The sequence below is a fragment of the Micromonospora sp. NPDC048868 genome (assembly GCF_043198195.1).
GTDB classification, from domain to species: domain Bacteria; phylum Actinomycetota; class Actinomycetes; order Mycobacteriales; family Micromonosporaceae; genus Micromonospora; species Micromonospora reichwaldensis.
This window is the reverse complement of the sequence record NZ_JBICUN010000002.1, coordinates 93,969-111,741: the sequence shown is the minus strand read 5'-3', so window position 1 is coordinate 111,741 and position 17,773 is coordinate 93,969. Positions and strand designations below refer to the sequence as shown.

Annotated in this window: 17 protein-coding genes; 8 read left to right on the top strand and 9 right to left on the bottom strand. The window is 73.9% G+C overall.

The window, feature by feature from the left end; translation table 11 throughout:
• Window positions 1-26 precede the first annotated feature (26 nt).
• Window positions 27-1,043 carry an RNA polymerase sigma factor SigB gene (gene sigB, locus ACGFNF_RS03445; protein WP_393165476.1) on the bottom strand — a complete coding sequence of 339 codons (1,017 nt, stop codon included), beginning with the start codon at window positions 1,041-1,043 and terminating at the stop codon, window positions 27-29.
• A 258-nt stretch (window positions 1,044-1,301) separates the two neighbouring features.
• Between sigB and ACGFNF_RS03440 the strand changes: the two genes are divergently transcribed.
• Window positions 1,302-2,090 carry a sporulation protein gene (locus ACGFNF_RS03440; protein ID WP_357579968.1) on the top strand — a complete coding sequence of 263 codons (789 nt, stop codon included), beginning with the start codon at window positions 1,302-1,304 and terminating at the stop codon, window positions 2,088-2,090.
• Between the two features lie 51 nt (window positions 2,091-2,141).
• Here the strand turns inward: ACGFNF_RS03440 and ACGFNF_RS03435 are convergent, their stop codons facing one another.
• The 4 genes from ACGFNF_RS03435 to ACGFNF_RS03420 form a co-directional block, all read right to left on the bottom strand.
• Complete coding sequence (locus ACGFNF_RS03435) at window positions 2,142-3,128, bottom strand: TrmB family transcriptional regulator (protein ID WP_393165474.1); 987 nt, start codon at window positions 3,126-3,128, stop codon at window positions 2,142-2,144.
• Window positions 3,129-3,265: 137 nt separating this feature from the next.
• Window positions 3,266-6,964 (bottom strand): S8 family serine peptidase, encoded by a 3,699-nt coding sequence (locus tag ACGFNF_RS03430; protein ID WP_393165472.1) that lies wholly within the window; start codon window positions 6,962-6,964, stop codon window positions 3,266-3,268.
• Window positions 6,965-7,075: 111 nt separating this feature from the next.
• A complete protein-coding gene (gene dtd / locus ACGFNF_RS03425; RefSeq protein WP_357580730.1) occupies window positions 7,076-7,498 on the bottom strand; it encodes a D-aminoacyl-tRNA deacylase in 423 nt (140 codons plus the stop codon).
• Window positions 7,498-8,982 carry a methyltransferase gene (locus ACGFNF_RS03420; RefSeq protein WP_393165470.1) on the bottom strand — a complete coding sequence of 495 codons (1,485 nt, stop codon included), beginning with the start codon at window positions 8,980-8,982 and terminating at the stop codon, window positions 7,498-7,500. The genes dtd and ACGFNF_RS03420 overlap by 1 nt, the downstream gene beginning before the upstream one ends.
• Before the next feature lie 166 nt (window positions 8,983-9,148).
• Between ACGFNF_RS03420 and ACGFNF_RS03415 the strand changes: the two genes are divergently transcribed.
• Window positions 9,149-9,730, top strand: coding sequence for an HhH-GPD-type base excision DNA repair protein (locus ACGFNF_RS03415; RefSeq protein ID WP_357580732.1), 582 nt, complete (start codon window positions 9,149-9,151; stop codon window positions 9,728-9,730).
• A 56-nt stretch (window positions 9,731-9,786) separates the two neighbouring features.
• On the top strand, window positions 9,787-11,025 hold the full coding sequence (locus ACGFNF_RS03410; RefSeq protein ID WP_393165468.1) for a low temperature requirement protein A: 1,239 nt from the start codon (window positions 9,787-9,789) through the stop codon (window positions 11,023-11,025).
• Window positions 11,026-11,029: 4 nt separating this feature from the next.
• Here the strand turns inward: ACGFNF_RS03410 and ACGFNF_RS03405 are convergent, their stop codons facing one another.
• A complete protein-coding gene (locus tag ACGFNF_RS03405; protein WP_311413457.1) occupies window positions 11,030-11,341 on the bottom strand; it encodes a hypothetical protein in 312 nt (103 codons plus the stop codon).
• Window positions 11,342-11,354: 13 nt separating this feature from the next.
• Complete coding sequence (locus ACGFNF_RS03400; RefSeq protein WP_225851882.1) at window positions 11,355-11,642, bottom strand: hypothetical protein; 288 nt, start codon at window positions 11,640-11,642, stop codon at window positions 11,355-11,357.
• A 106-nt stretch (window positions 11,643-11,748) separates the two neighbouring features.
• Here ACGFNF_RS03400 and ACGFNF_RS03395 point away from each other — a divergent pair, with 106 nt between their 5' ends.
• Window positions 11,749-12,105 carry a DUF3099 domain-containing protein gene (locus ACGFNF_RS03395; protein ID WP_393165466.1) on the top strand — a complete coding sequence of 119 codons (357 nt, stop codon included), beginning with the start codon at window positions 11,749-11,751 and terminating at the stop codon, window positions 12,103-12,105.
• Window positions 12,106-12,133: 28 nt separating this feature from the next.
• Here the strand turns inward: ACGFNF_RS03395 and ACGFNF_RS03390 are convergent, their stop codons facing one another.
• Both ACGFNF_RS03390 and ACGFNF_RS03385 read right to left on the bottom strand, forming a co-directional pair.
• On the bottom strand, window positions 12,134-13,030 hold the full coding sequence (locus ACGFNF_RS03390) for a carbohydrate kinase family protein (RefSeq protein ID WP_393165464.1): 897 nt from the start codon (window positions 13,028-13,030) through the stop codon (window positions 12,134-12,136).
• Complete coding sequence (locus tag ACGFNF_RS03385; RefSeq protein WP_357580735.1) at window positions 13,027-13,956, bottom strand: pseudouridine-5'-phosphate glycosidase; 930 nt, start codon at window positions 13,954-13,956, stop codon at window positions 13,027-13,029. The genes ACGFNF_RS03390 and ACGFNF_RS03385 overlap by 4 nt, the downstream gene beginning before the upstream one ends.
• A gap of 87 nt (window positions 13,957-14,043) precedes the next feature.
• On the opposite strand from ACGFNF_RS03385, the gene ACGFNF_RS03380 reads away from it, so the two are divergent.
• The 4 genes from ACGFNF_RS03380 to ACGFNF_RS03365 all read left to right on the top strand — a co-directional run bounded on the left by ACGFNF_RS03380 (window position 14,044) and on the right by ACGFNF_RS03365 (window position 17,708).
• The gene (locus ACGFNF_RS03380) at window positions 14,044-14,262 is read left to right on the top strand and encodes a DUF3039 domain-containing protein (RefSeq protein WP_089001394.1); all 219 of its coding nucleotides are present in this window, start codon (window positions 14,044-14,046) and stop codon (window positions 14,260-14,262) included.
• 40 nt (window positions 14,263-14,302) lie between these two features.
• Window positions 14,303-14,953, top strand: coding sequence for a trimeric intracellular cation channel family protein (locus ACGFNF_RS03375; protein WP_393165462.1), 651 nt, complete (start codon window positions 14,303-14,305; stop codon window positions 14,951-14,953).
• A gap of 89 nt (window positions 14,954-15,042) precedes the next feature.
• The gene (locus ACGFNF_RS03370) at window positions 15,043-15,618 is read left to right on the top strand and encodes a hypothetical protein (RefSeq protein WP_393165460.1); all 576 of its coding nucleotides are present in this window, start codon (window positions 15,043-15,045) and stop codon (window positions 15,616-15,618) included.
• Between the two features lie 359 nt (window positions 15,619-15,977).
• A complete protein-coding gene (locus tag ACGFNF_RS03365) occupies window positions 15,978-17,708 on the top strand; it encodes a DEAD/DEAH box helicase (RefSeq protein WP_393165458.1) in 1,731 nt (576 codons plus the stop codon).
• The last annotated feature ends 65 nt before the right edge of the window (window positions 17,709-17,773 follow it).

Below are 17,773 nucleotides of genomic sequence, written 5' to 3'. Positions count from 1 at the left end.
CCGGGGCCTCGCGTGGTCCAGGAACGTCAGCAGGCGTACGCCTCCAGACGCTGCGCCCGCTCCGGGTCACGCAGCTTCAGCAGCGTCACCTTCTCGATCTGCCGGATCCGCTCCCGGGACAGGCCGAACTCCCGGCCGACCTCGTCGAGGGTGCGCTGCCGGCCGTCGTCGAGGCCGAAGCGGAGCCGGATCACGGCCTGCTCCCGCTGCGACAGGGTGGACAGCACGATGCTGACCTCGTTGCGCAGCTCGCCCTGCGCGGCGGCGTCGCCCGGCTCGGCGCTCGGGTCGACGGCGGCGACGAAGTCGCCGAGCGCGCTCTCGCCGTCCTCACCGACCGCCTGGTCGAGGCTCACCGGCTCCCGGTCGTACGAGATCAGCTCGATGACCTGGAACTCCGGGATGTCCATGGCCCGGGCGACCTCGGCGACGGTGGGCTCGCGGCCCAGCGAGACGGAGAGCTCGCGGCGGGCCCGGACCATGCGGTTGACCTGCTCGACCATGTGCACCGGGATGCGGATGGTGCGGGCCTGGTCGGCCATGGCCCGGGTGATCGCCTGCCGGATCCACCAGGTGGCGTACGTGGAGAACTTGTAGCCCTTGGCGTAGTCGAACTTCTCGACCGCGCGGATCAGGCCGAGGTTGCCCTCCTGGATCAGGTCGAGGAACGCCATGCCGCGACCGGTGTACCGCTTGGCGATGCTGACCACCAGGCGCAGGTTGGCCTCCAGCAGGTGGTCCTTCGCGGCGCGGCCCTGCGCGACGATCAGCCCCAGATCGGCCCGCAACTCCGTCGAGACGGGGGTGCAGGTCGCGAGTTTCTCCTCGGCGAACAGGCCGGCCTCGATCCGCTTGGCGAGGTCGACCTCCTGGGCGGCGGTCAGCAGCTTCGTCCGGCCGATCCCGTTCAGGTATGCCCGGACCAGGTCCGTGGAGACGCCGCGCTCGTCGGTGGCGTCGAGGTCGGTCAGGGTGTCGGTGGCGCTCGCGGCCTCGGTGGTGCCGGCCGGGCGCGTCCGGTGCTCCGTCATCTGCAGGGCCATCTCAGTTTCTCCCCGTGTCCACGTCTGTGCCGTTGGATCCGGCCCAGTGGTGCCGGTGTGACACACAGCTTGGCGGGCGGGGCGTGAAACGGGAGTGAGGCGATCGGGGAACCGACACGAATTCCGTCGATGCCCTGCTCAGCGTGGGCGGCTCGTCGCCGAGCGCTGGTTGCCGCCGGCGGTTACCGTGCCAGCGGTCGGCCCGCACGGCCGGCCCGCCGGCGACGTCGGCGTACCGAACAGGTTGTGGAGGGTGTCGTGGTCTTCAAGCGGCTCATGCAGGCGATGGGTGTGGGTGGCCCGTCCGTGGAAACCGTGCTGACGAATCCGAACTGCCGCCCCGGCGGCCAGCTGGAGGGCGTCATCCACGTGGCCGGCGGCGATCACCTCGTCGACGTGTCGTACGTCGCCCTGGGCCTGGTCACCCGGGTCGAGGTCGAGAGCGGCGACAACGACTACGAGACCACGCAGGAGTTCCACCGGCAGGCCGCGACCGGCGCCTTCCAGCTCGCCCCGGGGCAGCGCCACGACATCCCGTTCCGCTTCGCCGTGCCGTGGGAGACGCCGCTCACCGAGCTGTACGGGCAGCACCTGCACGGGATGACGATGGGGCTGCGTACGGAGCTGGAGGTGGCCCGCGCGGTGGACAAGGGCGACCTGGACGCGGTGGCGGTGCACCCGCTGCCGTCCCAGCAGAAGATCCTGGAGGCGTTCCTGCGGCTGGGCTTCCGGTTCGCCCGGGCCGACGTGGAGCGGGGTCACATCTACGGCGTACGGCAGACCCTGCCCTTCTACCAGGAGATCGAGTTCTACCCGGCGCCGCAGTACGCCGGGGCGATCAACCAGCTGGAGGTCACCCTCGTCACCGACCCGCAGCAGATCCAGGTGGTGCTGGAGCTGGACAAGCGCGGCGGGCTGTTCACCGAGGGCCGGGACGCCTTCGGCCGCTTCGCCGTCGACCACGCCACCGCGGAGCGCACCGACTTCGCCCCCCAGCTCGACGGCTGGATCCGTCAGTCGCTGCAACGCCGCGGCCTCTTCTCCTGACGCCACGGTGTGTGCCGGCCGTGCCGCGGGCTCGCCGGGCCCGCGGCCCCGTCAGGCCCAGCCGTGGCGCGCGGCGTGCCAGCCGAGCTGCATCCGGGTTTCCACCCCCGCGAGGTCCATGAGGTGGCGCAGGCGCCGCTGGAGGGTCCGCAACGACAGGTCGAGCTGGGCGGCGACGACCGGGTCGGTGAGCCCGGCCAGCAGCAGCGCCATGATCTTCCGGTCGAGTGCGGTCGGGCCGTCGGCCGTCTGGCGGTCGGCGCTGTCGCCGGCGGGGGCGGTCAGCGCCGACGAGTCGAGCGGGTGGGCGTGCTGCCAGACGATCTCGAACAGCGCGTCCATCGCCGCCAGCAGCCCGGTGCGGTGCAGCAGCACCGCACCGGGCTCGCCACCGGGCACGGAGGTCAGCGGCACCAGGGCGAGCTCCGCGTCGGCCAGGATCAGCTTGATCGGCAGGTGGTCCACCACCCGCACCTGGACGCCGTCGCGCAGCGACTCCAGCGTCTCGGCGACCACCCCAGGTTCGGCCAGTGTCGGCCGGTCGATGACGACGCGGAAGCGCACCCCCTGGCCGACCACCGCCGACTCCACCGCGTTGGCGCCCGGCGGTACGGCGATGAACGGGGTGGTGACGAAGCTGCGTACCTCCGTGCGGGCGGCGTGCTGCACCTGCGCGAACCGGTGCCGGACGGCGTCGACGCCGCTGACCACCTCGATCAGCTCGTCGATGGTGCGTCCCGCGATCGACGAGCGGTACTCCTCGGCGAGCCGGACCAACGCGAGTTCCGCGCTGCGCAGGGCGCCCCGCTGCTCGCTGATCAGCGCCCCGAGCGCGACGGCGGGCGGCGCCACCGAGAACTGCCCGTCCGGGCCGCACTTCACCAGGCCGCTCGCCGTCAGCTGCGACAGCGCCGCCTCGACCGTCGCGGCGGGCATCCGCAGGGCGTCGCCCAGCTCGGCCGGCCCGGCCTGGGTCCGCCGGACCAGTTGGTTGTAGACCGCCTCGTCCTCGGGGCTCAGACCCAACGCGCCCAGCATCGGTGGCTGCCTCCCTCTGCCCGCTGCGGCAGGCAGAGTATGGGACACGGACACCGGGCCTGACCAGCCCGGGAAGGCCGACGGGTCGTCGGGAAGGGCCCCGGAACGCGCCGCGTCCCGGGGCCCCGCCAACCATCTCACCGCAGGCCGTACGCCCGGATGAGTTCCTGCCGGATTCCGAAGCCGGCGTCCGTCTTGGCGCCGGCCCGCATCGACACGAAGCCGCCCGGCTGCTTCGGCAGGGCGAGCGAGCCGGTCCAGCGGTCGTCCGCGCCCTTGCTCAGGGTGACCTTCCGCCAGGTGGCGCCGTCGTCGTACGAGACGTCCAGCGTGACCGACGTGACAGTGCCGGTGCCGGTGCCGCCCGGCTGCGGCCCGGCCTTGACGCTGATCCGCTGGGTGGTGCCCGCCTTCACGTCGCCGCGCAGGTCGGTCTCCATCGCGTAGTCGAGCTGGAGCAGCGCGAACGGGACGAAGTTGTCGGCGTCGTTCGAGCTGGACACGAAGTCCCACTCGGTGTGCGTGCGGGTGGACAGCCGCCACTGGTCGGCCGGCCGCGAGGCGTCCAGCACCAGGCGGTACGGCAGCGTGCCGGCGGGCACGGGCGTCCACTGCAGGTCCGAGCTCCAGGTGTTCTCGTCCACCAGCTTGTCGCCCTGGTAGAGCTTGAGGTTGGTCGGCACCGAGCCCCACTCCAGGTTGCCGCCGTGCTCCAGCACGTCGCCCGACGGGCTCCAGGCCTGCACGTTCAGGGTCATGTAGTCCCCGTATCGGCTGTTGCGCAGCGCGAGCCCCCGGCTGAAGGCCGGCCGGACGGCCGGCGCGAACCAGTCCAGCCTGGTCGTGGTGCCCTTGGCGTACGTGTTGAGGTAGGCCGTGTCGGTCCAGCTGCCCTGGTGGTGCACCTCGTGCCAGACCACGTCGGGCGTGACCCACTCGGTGCGGGTGCCCGGGTGGGACTCGCTCTCCGGGAAGCCGAACGAGGGGCTGAAGACCATGTCGTAGCGGTAGCCGGAGCCGGGGGAGTCGACGGCCGCGTGGTAGCGGGCGTCGATCCGGCCCAGGTCCCGCTGCCGGGGGTGGTAGACGAGCGGCTGGTCCGGCACCTGCCCGGGCCAGACCCGGGCCAGGTCGTAGACGTAGTTGGCGTACGGGACCCGGGTGACGGTCAGCTTCCGCGGCCCGCTCCGGGTCGCGGCGATGAGCTGCTTGCCGGCGTCGCGGTGCACGGTGGCGACGGGGATGGCGGATTCGCCGACCCACTCGTTGAGGATGCCGGCGCCGTCGTTGACGACCAGCAGCAGCTTCGCCCCGGCGGCCGCCGCGGCGGCGGCCCGGGCGGTCGGGTCGACCGCGTCGCTGCGGGTCACCACCACGGCCCGGCCCTTGACGTCGAGACCGGCGTACTCGTCCGCGGCGCCGGTGCCCGCGTAGACCGGCCGCAGCGTCTCGGTGCCGGCGGTGACGGTGCTGCCGGGCTGGACCGTGGCGTCGATCGGGGGCTGGCCGGGGATGCGCAGGCTGAGCATCGGCTCGCCCTTGCGCCACCGCGCCGCCATGGTGAACGAGACCGTGCTGACCCGCTCGGTCGGCAGGACGTACAGGTCGTCGTAGCGGATCGGCAGCTGGTACGCCGCGCGGAAGTCGCTGCCGTCGGCGTAGCCGACGGTGTAGTCCAGCTTGCGCTGCCGGTCCTCGGTCCGGTCCGGCGCGGCGGTGTCGAGCAGGCGGGCCCGGCGCGCGTCCAGCACCACCTCGGCGCCCCGGTCGAGCGCGGTCTCCGGGTCCATCAGCAGGGCGAGGCCGAGCCGGTCGGACCGCTCGCCGGGGACGTCCAGCAGGGCCTCCACCGTGTAGGTCCCCGGCGGCAGCCGCAGCGTCCGCTCGCCGGCGACCGGATACTGCCCGGGACTGCGGTCGCCGGCCCGGTTCACCAGGACCGTCGCGCTGGCCGGCTTGCCGTCGCGGCCGACCAGCTTGACCTTCAGGTCGTACCGCTCGTTCTCCTTGAGCAGCCCCAGCGCGGTACGGGTGACCGCCGTGCTGGTGGCGGCGTCGGTGCCGACGAGGTAGCCGGTCAGCTCGCCGTGGGCGTCGCCGCGCGGGTCGCCGGTGACCGCGACGTCGGCGCTGCCACCTGCCGGCACGGTCACCGAGGAGGCGCCCAGCGCGAACGGGCCGCCGCCGGTCAGGGCGAGGTCGAGGGTCACGGCCGTGGTGCCGGAGTTGGTGAAGGTGACCGACCGGGTGACCGGGGCGTCGGTCGGCTCGTGCGGCCAGTCGAAGGTGCCGAAGAACGCCGAGCCGGTGGCGCGTACGGTGCTGCGCACCGCCGCCGCCACGTCCAGCCGGCCGGTACCCACCTGGTACGGCCGGTAGCTGTCGGACAGCCCCTTCGCGCTGCTCATCAGGGCTTCCTTGAGCTGCTGCCCGGACCAGTCGGGGTGCCGCTGGGCGAGGATCGCGGCGGCCCCGGCGACGTGCGGCGTGGCCATCGAGGTGCCGTCCATGCTCCGGTACGCGCCCTCGCCGGCGGACTGCTGCGAGCGGGCCGCGACGATCCCGACGCCGGGCGCGGCGAGGTCCGGCTTGAGCGCGCCGGTACGGGCCAGCGGGCCGGTGCTGGAGAAGCCCGCCAGCGCGTCCTGCTTGTCGACCGCGCCGACCGTCAGCGCGCTCGGCGCGGTGCCGGGTGACCCGATGGTCTGCGGGCCGGCGTTGCCGGAGGCGACGACGAAGAGCGTGCCGTGCCGCGCGGAGAGCGTCTCCACGGCGGCGGTCATCGGGTCGGTGCCGTCGGTCAGCGAGCCGTCGCCGAGGCTCATGTTGACCACGTCGGCCCCGGACTCGGCCGCCCACTGCATGCCGGCGATGATCCAGGAGTCCAGGCCGGACCCGCCGTTGTCGAGCACCTTGCCGACGATCAGGTCCGCGCCCGGGGCGACGCCCCGGTTGCCGCCGCCGGAGGCCGCGCCGGTGCCGGCGATCGTCGAGGCGACGTGGGTGCCGTGCCCGTGGACGTCGGAGGTGTCCTCGCCCGGCACGAAGCTGACCTTGTCGTCGACCTGGTCGACCAGGTCGGGGTGGGCGGGGTCGACCCCGGTGTCGAGCACCGCGACCCGCACCCCGCTGCCGTCGTACCCGGCGGCCCACGCGGCGGGCGCGCCGACCTGCGGCACGCTCTCCTTCAGCGCCGCCGTCACCCGGCCGTCGAGCCAGAGCTTCGTCACCCCGCCGCCGAGGGCCCGGGCCGGTGCCGTCGCCGAGGCGGGCGCGACGGTGGACCAGAAGGTGCGGGCGTGCTTCTTCTCGGTGGACAGCGCCGCGCCCTGGATGCTGGGCAGGTCGCGGACGAGCTTCGCGCCGCGCGGCGCCGCCGGCTTCGCCGCGCGGGCCTTCGCCGGGGTGTACGCCGCGATCAGCGGCAGCGTCGGGGTCTTCGCGTCGTCGTACCCCATCTCGATGAGGTCCGTGACGTTGAACAGCCGCCGGTCGAGCTTGTCGCCGTCCAGCAGCGGCAGGGCCTCGTCGGGCAGGACGTACAGGTCGTCGCCGCTCTGGCGGAAGCGTACGCCGCCGGTGGCGTCGTCGGGCCGGTCGACCTCGGCGGTGGCCTTGCCGTCGGCGGAGGTGGTCACCGTGACCACGTCGCCGGTGATCAAAGTGACCGTGTGGGTGTCCCGGGTGGCGGCGGGGGCGGCCGGCGACGGGCCGGCCGCCGTCGCCGGGGCCTGGATCGCGGCGAGGCCCGCCGCGACCATTCCGGTCGCCGCCGCGGCGGCCGTGAGCCGCCGTCTCGTGCGACCCCAGGTGAAGGGCTGTGAGGGGGATGACATGCGATGGTTCTACCGTCGTCGGCCGACCCCCGTGAACAGTTGACGGCGGCGGTGTTGCGCCACGACGGGACTCCGCCACCGGGATCCGGCGCCGGTCGCCGGCCCGGCCGGTCAGATGTCGAGCAGCACCGTGCGGGGGCCGACGTTGACGCTCTCGACCAGCATGTGGGCGCGGAAGCGGCCGGTCTCCACCTTCGCGCCCCGGGTGCGCAGCGCCGCCACGACCTCCGTCACCAGGGGCTCCGCGACCTCGGCCGGGGCCGCCGCGGTCCAGCTCGGACGGCGGCCCTTGCGGGCGTCGCCGTAGAGGGTGAACTGGCTGACCACCAGGACCGGCGCGCCGGTGTCCGCCGCGGACCGTTCCTCGTCGAGGATCCGCAGCTCGTGCACCTTGCGGGCCATGGTCCGGGCGGTCTCCAGCGTGTCGGTGTGGGTCACCCCGAGCAGCACCAGCAGCCCGTCGTCGATCGCGCCGACCACCTCGCCGTCGACCGTCACGGCGGCCCGGCCGACGGTCTGCACCACGGCCCGCATCAGTCGGCGACCGGCTCGATGAAGCCGCGCTCGACGAGGTGCGCGACGATCGGCCCGGCCGCCTCGGCCAGCTCCCCGGGTGTGACGTCGTGCGCGGCGGCGAGCAGGGCGAGCTGATCGCGCAGCGTCAGCCGCCCGTCGGCGCCGCCGACCAGGGCCAGGACGAGCGGGTCGATCTCCTCGGTCCAGCGCAGGCCGTGCGGCATGGCCAGCACCTGCCGGTCCACCGCCCAGCCCTCGTCGCCCATGGTGGCCTCCTGCCGCAGCTGGAGGCCCTCGGCGGCCCGGAAGCGGGCGGCGAGCAGCCCGTCGGTGTCGCGGGCGCGCAGCCAGTCCTGGCGGTCGAACCACGTGCCGACCCGGTCGCCGAGCGGCGCCTCCACCCGCTGGCGCAGGTCCTCCACCCGCACGATCGGGTCGTCGTGGCCCGAGCGGCGCAGCGAGACGATGCCGAAGCCGACCGCCTCCACCTTGTGCGCGTCGAACCAGTCCAGCCAGTCCGCCATCCGGCGCGGGTCGGCCGCCTCGCCGACGTCGGTGAGCCACAGGTTGACGTACGCCATCGGGTCGGCCACCTCACGCTGGATGACCCAGGCGTCCAGCCCCGTGCCGGCGAACCAGCCGGTCACCCGCTCGCCCCAGTCCTCCCCGGCGACGTGTACCCAGTTGGCCAGGTACTGCATGGTGCCGCCCTCGGTGAGCAGGCCCGGCGCGGCGGCGGCCAGTTCCGCGCCGATCGCGTCGCCGACCCGCCCCGAGTCGCGGTAGACGTGCGTGGTGGTGCCGGGGCCGACCACGAACGGCGGGTTGCTCACCACCAGGTCGAAGCGCCGCCCGGCGACGGGGGCGACCATGTCACCGCGGAGGAGTTCCCAGTCCTGGCCGTTGAGCGCGGCGGTGGTGGCGGCGAAGCGCAGCGCCCGCGCCGACAGGTCGGTGGCGGTGACCCGCCGTGCGTGGCTGGCCAGGTGCAGGGCCTGCACGCCGGACCCGGTGCCCAGGTCCAGCGCGGCCTCGACGGGCCGGCGGACGGTCGCGCCGATCAGCGTCTGCGTCGCCCCGCCGATGCCGAGCACGTGCTCGGCGTGCAGCGGGCGGCCGGGCCGGGCACTGGCGGGCACGTCGGCGAGCACCCACCACTCGTCCCCGTACGGCTCCAGGTCCACGCCCATCCGCAGCCCGTCGCCGTGGCGCTCGACCAGGCCCCCGGCGAGCGCCTCGGCCAGCGACAGCGGCGCCAGCGCGGCGGCCACGGCATCTTCCGGCTCGGTCTGCTCGCAGACGAACACCCGGATCAGGGTGCCGAGCGGGTCGCGGTCCTCTGTGGCGCGCAGCGCGGCCCGGAAGTCGTTGCGGGCCACCCCGCCGGTGGCCTGCGGACCGAGCCGGGTGGCGATGCCGTTCGAGGTGAACCCGGCCCGCGTCAGCGCGGTCCGTAGCGCCTCGACGCCGGCGGGGGAGAGCAACATGTCGTGTCCGTCCACGTCGCCATCCTGCCTGGTGCCCGGCGGCGGGGTCCGGCCACCCGGCGGATCAGCGCACGCAGCCGGGTCACCTGCGCGGCGTTGCCGGCACGCGCCTGCCGACACGTGCGTCGCCAACTGCGGCCTACGCACCTCCGCCGCTCGCCGGTCAGGGCAGGATGGCGCCATGACGCTCGCACTGCCCATCGACCCCGAGGCCAACGAACTCGTCAATCGGGATCCGCTGGCCCTGTTGCTGGGGATGGTCCTCGACCAGCAGGTGCCGATGGAGAAGGCGTTCTCCTCGCCGTACGTGCTGGCGCAGCGCCTCGGGCGCGACCTGGACGCCCGGGAGCTGGCCGACCACGATCCGGAGGCGTTGGTCGCCCTGTTCGCCCGGCCGCCGGCGCTGCACCGGTTCCCGAAGGCGATGGCGGCCCGGGTGCAGGAGGTGTGCCGGGCCCTCGTCGACCGGTACGACGGCGACGCCGCCGGGCTCTGGTCGGACGTGGCCGACGGCCGGGAGCTGCTGCGCCGGGTCGGTGAGCTGCCCGGCTTCGGCAGGCAGAAGGCGCAGATCTTCGTCGCGCTGCTCGGCAAGCGGTTCGGGGTCACGCCACGGGACTGGCGGGAGGCGGCCGGCGACTACGGCGACCCGGACGCCCACCGGTCGGTGGCCGACGTCACCGACGCGGACTCGCTGCGCCGGGTGCGCGAGTACAAGCAGCAGATGAAGGCGGCGGCGAAGGCGAAGTCCACCGGGGGCTGACGCAACCGCGCCGTCGTGGCGGTCGTTGTAGCCAGGATGGCGACGACGGGCAGCCGATGACGGACGAACGCGGCGGGCGGTTGCTGCGGCCGGAGGGCAGCTCGCCCCGGGCCACCTTCCTGGAGCTCTTCTTCGACCTGGTCTTCGTCTTCGCGCTGACCCGGGTCTCGCTGCGCCTGGTCGAGGGCACCGGAGGCTCCGTCGGGATGCTGCTGGCCGAGATCGGGCGCACGGGCGTGCTCTTCCTGGCCCTGTGGCTGCTCTGGTCGATCACCACCTGGGTCACCAGCCGGTACGAGCCGGAGCAGCCGGTGATCCAGTTCGTCGTGGTCGGGACGATGTTCTGCGCCATGGTGATGGCCGTGGCGTTGCCCCGGGCGTTCGAGGACCGGGCTGCCTCGTTCGTGTTGGCGTACCTGGCGGTGATGCTCGTCCGGCCTCTGATCATCGCCACGGCCCTGCGCCACCATCCGCGCCGCACGGTCCCGCTGCGGCTCTTCGCCTGGGCCGTCGCGGGGGCCGTGCCGTGGCTGACCGGCGCGGTCGGGCCGGAGGAGCTGCGCCTGCCGCTCTGGGCGCTCGCCGTGGCCGTCGACTTCGCCGGCCTGCTGCTCGGCTGGCCGCTGCCCCGGCTGGGCCCGGCGCGCACCGCCGGCTGGCTGATCGCCGGTGAGCACCTGGCCGACCGGTACCAGCAGATCTTCCTCATCTCGCTGGGGGAGACCATCCTGGTCATCGGGCTGACGTACAGCGGCGCGGAGTTCACCGCCGACCGGGCCGGCGCCTTCGCGACCGCCTTCGTCACCACGGCGCTGCTCTGGCGGATCTACTTCCACCGGGCGGGTCACCTGCTCGCCGAGGCGCTGCGGGTGGCCCGGTCGCCCGGGCGGCTGGGCACCTCCGCCAGCAGCACCCACCTGGTCATCGTGGTCGGCGTGCTGAGCACCGCCGTCGGCTACGAACTGGTGATCGCGCACCCGCACGGCCGGACCGACCCGACCTGGCTGGTCTTCGTCGTCGGCGGCCCGGCGATCTTCCTGGCGGCCCGGGCCCGCTTCGAGTACGAGATCTTCGGCCGGGTGTCCCGGTCGCGGGTGGCGGGCCTGCTGGTGTTGCTCCTGCTGGGCCCGGCGCTCACCCTGGTGCCGCCGATGGTGGCCCTGGCGCTGGTCGCCGGGGTGCTGGCGGGGGTGGCGTCCGCCGACGCGTGGCGCAGCAGGGGCCGCCCGCCCGAGCCGGCCGCGTCGCCGCTCGGGCACGGCGGGACCGGTGGGGGCGAGTTCCCCGCGCCGTGACGGGTCAGGCGGCGGTCGGCCGGGAGAGGGCGGCCAGCGCCCGCCGGACGTCGGCGAGGGAGACCGTGGCCGAGTCGTCCAGGTCGGCCAGGCCGGCCTCGATCCACTGCCGCATGAGCGTGGTGACCCCGATGCCGCGCGCGTCGGCGGCGGCGCGGACCCGCTCGTACGTCTCCAGCGGCAGGCGCACCGAGCGGCTGACCATGGGGGTGTCGGTGTCGGGGGTGGGAAGCTCCACCTGCTGGCTCCCGTCGATCAGCTCCGCGAGCCGGTCACCGCCGCTGTGGAACTGCTTGGTCGCGTCGTTACGGTTCATCGTCACCGCCTCCTCATCGGCGAGATCTCCGCACGGCCTCGTCGTAGCGTTTCGCCTCGACGTCGCTCAGCTCGCGGGCGGAGAGGATGTCCCAGTCGTTGTCGGTGCCGTCGGCCTCGGCGAGCAGCACGGCCAGTCGGCGCCCCCGGCGGGCGGCGGCGTAGACGACCATCACGTCGTCGCCGAGATGTCGGATGACCCGGCGGGTGCTGTGCAGCGCCTCCCAGACTTCCCCGGGCGTGACGTCGTAGACCCTCAGGTTGGCCAACGCCTCGTCGGTGAAGCTGAACCTGCTGCCCACGGCGCGAGCGTACCACGCAGGTAACACGGGGCCGGGTCGAGCGATTTTCGCTGATCACGCGCCGCAGGTGACAGGATGGGGCGTAACCCCCTCGAGGAGGCCCGTGGTGAAGCGTCAGGCGTACCAGCCGATCCTGATCACCGACGCCTCGCGCAGCCAGGACGACCAGCTCACCAGCCGTCAGAAGCGTTACGTGCTGATGATGGGCATCCGGGTGGCCTGCGTGATCGTCGGTGCCGTCCTGGTCGGCGTGCAGGCCCCGCTGCTCTGGCTCTGGCTGCCGATGGTGGCCCTGGGCATGGTGCTCATTCCGTGGCTGGCCGTGCTGCTGGCCAACGACCGCCCGCCCAAGGAGGAGCACCGGCTGGCCAGCCGCTTCCAGCCGCGGCACCGGGACGAGACCCCGCCGATGAGCCTCACCGCCGAGGAACGCCCGCACAAGATCATCGACGCCGAGCCCTGATCCCACCCGGATCCTCCCGGCCCACAGGTCAGGGGGAGGGGCGGGCGCCGATCTGGGAGACCGCGAGGGCGCCGAGGTCGCCGGCACGGCCCAGCGCCACCGCCGGCTGCGCGCCGTCGAGCCAGGCGGCCAGCAGCCCGGCCGCGAACGCGTCCCCGGCCCCCGTGACGTCGACCACCGACACCCGGCGGGCCGGCGCCACGGCCACCGAGGCGTCCCGGTCCACCCAGACCGCCCCGGCCTCGCCCTGCTTGACGACGATCTGCCGGGCGGAGGCCGACAGCGCCCGCCCCTGCGCCGCCGGGTCCAGCCCGCCGGCCAGCACCGTCGCCTCGTCGGCGTTGACCAGGAGCAGGTCGACCCCGCGTACCCAGGACAGGAAGGCCGCCGCGCCGACCCGCCGCAGCGGGGCCGCGGAGGCCGCGTCGACACTGGTGGTGAGCCCGCGCTCGCGGGCGGCGGCCAACGCCCGCAGCCCCGCCGGTCGGGACTCGGCGTCCAGCAGCGTGTACCCGGACAGGTGCAGGTGCCGCGCGTCCGGCGTCGCCGTCATGGCCGCGTCGACGTCCCCCGGGGTCAGCCGCAGGTTCGCGCCCCGCTCGGTGATCATCGACCGCTCCCCGGCCGTGGCCAGCACGATGACCGTCCCGGTGGCGCGGTCGGGGCACACCCGCGTCGCGCAGTCGACCCCCGCCCGCTCCAACTCGGCCACCCGGTCCCGCCCGGCGTCGTCGTCGCCGACGGCACCGACCAGCGTGACAGGTACGCCCTGCGCGGCGAGCCAGGCCGCGGTGTTGGCGGCCTGCCCGCCGCCGCTGAACCGGATCGCCGCCGGCGTGTCCGATCCGGTGGACACCGGCCCCGCCAGCACCGCCACCACGTCGGTGATCAGGTCACCGACGACGAGGACGCGGCCTGCGGTCATGCCCCGGCGCGGCGGGCGGCCGCGGCGACGGCGATCCGGGCCGCGAGGTCGGCGTTGCGCAGGATGATCCGGACGTTCACCGCCAGGCTCGCCCCCTCGGTCGCCGAGTGGAAGTGCGCGAGCAGGTAGGGCGTCACGGCCTTGCCGGTCACCCCGTCGCGCTCCAGCAGGGCCAGCCCGTCGGCGAGGGTGCGGTCGTGCAGCGCCGGGTCGAGTTGCTCGTCGGTCGGCAGCGGGTTGGCCACGATCAGGCCGCCGTGGTGTGCGCCGTGCTGCTCGCGGGCCACCAGCACGTCCGCGACCTGCTCCGGGGAGTCCAGCGACCAGTCCAGGTCGAAGCCGCCGTCGGTGATGAAGAAACCGGGGAAGCGCCGGGTCCGGAAGCCGACCACGCCGACGCCGAGGGTCTCCAGCCGCTCCAGGGTCGCGCCCACGTCGAGGATCGACTTCACCCCGGCGCAGACCACCGCGATCGGCGTACGGGCCAGGGTGACCAGGTCGGCGGACTCGTCGAAGGTCTGCGCCGCCTCCCGGTGCACCCCGCCGAGGCCACCGGTGGCGAAGACGCCGATCCCGGCGGCGTCGGCCACCGCGCTGGTCGCGGCCACGGTCGTGGCGCCGTCCGCGCCGGTCGCGGCGGCGACGGCGAGATCGCGTACGGAGAGCTTGGCGACCCCGTCGACGGTGGCGAGCCGGGTCAGCTCCGCGTCGTCCAGGCCCACCACCAGCCGCCCGCCGACCATGCCGATGGTCGCCGGGACCGCACCCGCGTCCCGGACGGCCTGCTCGATCTCGCGGGCCACCCGCAGGTTGTCCGGCCGGGGCAGGCCGTGCGAGACGATGGTGCTCTCCAGGGCGACGACGGGACGCCCGTCGCGCAGGGCGTCGGCAACCTCGCTGCCGTAGCGGATGTGAAAGTCGGTCACGTCACCACCGTACGGCCCCCGTCCGGGCGACCTGAAGTGGACCGGAGCGGGGGTGACCTGCCAGACTTGACGGTCGGAGGTGCAGAAGTGAGCACAGAGGTTCTCGAGCGTCCGGAGCTGAAGGACGCCGACACCGGTCCCGAGATGTTCCACTACGTGCGCAAGGAGAAGATCGCCGAGAGTGCCGTCATGGGCACTTTCGTCGTCGCGCTGTGCGGGGAGACCTTCCCGGTCACCAAGGCCGCCAAGCCCGGCTCGCCGGTCTGCCCGAAGTGCAAGGAGATCTACGACTCCTGGGGCGAGTGAGCGTGGGCGACCCTCCCGGTCGCGCACGTAACCTTCGCCGGTGACCACCTCCACCGCCCTGCTCCTCGCCGACCTCACCGGGGTGGCGGTCTTCGCCGCCTCCGGGGCCTCCGCGGCGGTGGCCAAACGGCTCGACCTCTTCGGCGTCGTCCTCGTCGGCTTCGTGGCCGCGCTCGGTGGCGGGATCTTCCGGGACCTGGCGATCGACGAGGCGCCGCCGCTGGCCTTCGGCGACTGGCGGTACGCCGCCACGGCCGCCGTCACCGCCGCCGCCGTCTTCTGGCTGCACCCCCAGTTCGCCCGGCTGCGCACCACCGTGCTGGTGCTGGACGCGGCCGGGCTGGCGCTGTTCACCGTCACCGGCACGGTCAAGGCCCTCGACGCCCAGGTGCCGGCGGTGGGGGCCTGCGTGATCGGCATGCTCACCGCGATCGGCGGCGGTCTCGGGCGGGACCTGCTCACCGCCGAGATCCCGGTGGTGCTGCGGCGGGAGATCTACGCTGTCGCCGCGCTCGCCGGCTCGATCCTCGTGGTGCTGCTGGACGCCCTCGGGCACGCCAACGCCGGCTGGCTCACGGCCGCGGCGGTCTTCGTCTTCCTGCTGCGCCTGGTGTCGCTGCGTCGCCGGTGGTCCGCGCCGGTGCCGACCACGCGGCCGCCCAGGACGGGCGTGCGCGGCCGGCGGGAGTGACGGCAGCACCGTTCCGCAATCCACGACCCGGTTGCGCTGTGGTGGGAAGATGAGTGCCAGGTCGGTCCGCCAAGAGAGCGGAGATCGTCTTGTCTGCACTTCTCCAGCAGTTGCCAACCCTTGCGGGCGTGCTGATAGGCGCTCTGGGGTCCTATCTCGTTTCGACGTCGGCCGAGCGATCCAGGTGGCGTCGGGAGCATCAGGCCCGGTGGGGCGACATGAGGGCGGCGGCCTACGCGAACTACGCAGGCGCAGTGAAAGAGCTCTTTCAGCTGACCCTGGAAGTGGACGCGCGCCGGCACCGTGGCGCGGATTCCTCGGCATCTCCCGACGATCTCGTGCGACTGCAGGCAGCGGATGCCGCACGTGCGGCCAAGTGGGAGACGGTGCTGTTGGTCGGCACCCCACAGGCCGTCGAGGCGGCGCGGCAGTGGCACCGGACGATCTGGAGTCTGGTGGGTATCGTCTCCGAGGATTCGTACGATGTGGCCAGGTTCGCGCAGGCGCTCGAACTGTCTGGCCCTGCCCGGTCCAATTTCTACGAGGCGGCACGGCGAGACCTGGGCCTCGTTGGCGAAAGCCTGCACGAAGTCGACTATTCCACCATATCGTCATGGATTACGCAGCGGCGGCCAAAGGCGGAGCCGAATGGCGTTCTCCCCTGACTCATGACCGGGATGCCTCCCCCGTGGTGCCAGCCGTGAGCCCGTAGTGTCGCGGGCCGCTCACTTGTTTCTGCACCTGCGGAGTCGCCTCTGCCGGTCGGGCCTGCCGTCCGGGTCTGCCGGGCGGCGGTCGCGTGTCCGGCGTGCCCCAAGGGTGGCGTCGGCGCCGGGCCGCTCGTGGCCCGGGGCGGAGGCGGTGGGACCGGCGTGGCCCGTATGTCGCGTGGGCCCGGCGGGGCGGTGCTGGTTATGCTGGGTCGGCCTTCGCGGCACCCACTGCGCGGAGGCGTTTTCATGGGCGGCGGTACCCGTGGCCCTCGCCCGGGGTCCGCCGTCAGGCGGTCGGAGAGGAGCTTCCCGTGGCGGCCCGGTTGCCGGCGATCGAGACGTTTCCGGCACTGCGCGCATGGCAGCGCAAGGCACTCGTGGAGTACCTGCGTCGGCGGGACCCCGACTTCACGGCGGTCGCCACCCCCGGCGCCGGAAAGACCACCTTCGCCCTGCGGATCGCCGCCGAGCTGCTCGCCGACGGCACCGTCGACGCGGTGACCGTGGTGGCGCCCACCGAGCACCTGAAGACCCAGTGGGCGCAGGCGGCAGCCCGGGTCGGCATCCAGCTCGACGCCGCCTTTCGCAACGCCGACCTGCACTCCTCCGCCGACTTCCACGGCGCCGTCGTGACGTACGCGCAGGTGGGCATGGCGCCGCACGTGCACAAGCGGCGCACCCTCACCCGGCGCACCCTGGTCGTCCTCGACGAGATCCACCACGCGGGGGACAGCCGCTCCTGGGGCGACGGGGTGAAGGCGGCCTTCGAGGGCGCCGAGCGCCGGTTGATGCTCACCGGGACCCCGTTCCGCTCCGACGACAATCCGATCCCGTTCGTCGAGTACGAGCGGGGCGGCGACGGGCTGCTGCGCTCCCGCGCCGACTCGGTCTACGGCTACGCCGACGCGCTGCGCGACGGCGTCGTCCGGCCGGTGCTCTTCCTGGCGTACTCGGGGGAGACGCGGTGGCGCACCAACGCCGGGGAGGAACTGGCGGCGCGGCTCGGCGAGCCGATGACCCAGGACCTCGTGGCGCAGGCGTGGCGCACCGCGCTGGACCCGGCGGGCGACTGGATGCCGCAGGTGCTGCGGGCGGCCGACGCCCGGCTGACCGTGCTGCGCAACGCGGGGATGCCCGACGCCGGCGGGTTGATCATCGCCAGCGACCAGCAGACCGCCCGCTCGTACGCGAAGCTCATCGCGCAGGTGACCGGCGAGCGCGCGGCGGTGGTGCTCTCCGACGACGTGGGCGCCTCGGCGCGGATCGCGACGTTCGCGGCGTCCGAGCAGCGCTGGCTGGTGGCGGTCCGGATGGTCTCCGAGGGCGTCGACATCCCCCGGCTGGCGGTCGGCGTGTACGCGACCAGCGCCAGTACCCCGCTCTACTTCGCGCAGGCGATCGGCCGGTTCGTCCGCGCCCGCCGCCCCGGCGAGACCGCCTCGGTCTTCCTGCCCAGCGTGCCGCACCTGCTCGGGCTGGCCAGCGAGATGGAGGTCGAGCGGGACCACGTGCTCGGCAAGCCCAAGGACCGCGAGGGCTTCGACGACGACCTGCTGGAGCGTGCCCAGCGCGACGACCAGGCCAGCGGCGAGCTGGAGAAGCGCTTCGCCGCGCTCTCCGCCACGGCCGAGCTGGACCAGGTGATCTTCGACGGCGCCTCGTTCGGCACCGCCGCCCAGGCCGGCACCCCCGAGGAGGAGGAGTACCTGGGCCTGCCCGGGCTGCTCACCGCCGACCAGGTGGCCCTGCTGCTGACCAAGCGGCAGCAGGAACAGCTCGCGGCCCAGCGCCGCCGGGCCGCCAGGCCGGCTGAGGCGGCCGCTGCGGCGCCCACGGCGCCGCCGGCACCAATGAGTGCCGCCCAGCGTCGGGTCGCCCTACGCCGCCAACTGAACGCCCTCGTGGCCGCCCGGCACCACCGCACGGGGCAGCCGCACGGGAAGATCCACGCGGAGCTGCGCCGCCTCTGCGGCGGCCCGCCGAGCGCCCAGGCCACCATCGAGCAGCTCGAGGAACGCATCGCCACCGTCCAGACCCTCTGACGGCTGTCGACCGGCCCGCCACCGGTGCCCGGGATCGGGCGTGCCGGGCGGCTCGGGGCGGGGAG

Bases quoted from the DNA above. Each gene is read 5' to 3' on its own strand.
- sigB (WP_393165476.1), bottom strand. From the start codon at position 1,043: ATGGCCCTGCAGATGACGGAGCACCGGACGCGCCCGGCCGGCACCACC.
- ACGFNF_RS03435 (WP_393165474.1), bottom strand. From the start codon at position 3,128: ATGCTGGGCGCGTTGGGTCTGAGCCCCGAGGACGAGGCGGTCTACAAC.
- ACGFNF_RS03430 (WP_393165472.1), bottom strand. From the start codon at position 6,964: ATGTCATCCCCCTCACAGCCCTTCACCTGGGGTCGCACGAGACGGCGG.
- dtd (WP_357580730.1), bottom strand. From the start codon at position 7,498: ATGCGGGCCGTGGTGCAGACCGTCGGCCGGGCCGCCGTGACGGTCGAC.
- ACGFNF_RS03415 (WP_357580732.1), top strand. From the start codon at position 9,149: ATGACGCTCGCACTGCCCATCGACCCCGAGGCCAACGAACTCGTCAAT.
- ACGFNF_RS03410 (WP_393165468.1), top strand. From the start codon at position 9,787: ATGACGGACGAACGCGGCGGGCGGTTGCTGCGGCCGGAGGGCAGCTCG.
- ACGFNF_RS03405 (WP_311413457.1), bottom strand. From the start codon at position 11,341: ATGAACCGTAACGACGCGACCAAGCAGTTCCACAGCGGCGGTGACCGG.
- ACGFNF_RS03390 (WP_393165464.1), bottom strand. From the start codon at position 13,030: ATGACCGCAGGCCGCGTCCTCGTCGTCGGTGACCTGATCACCGACGTG.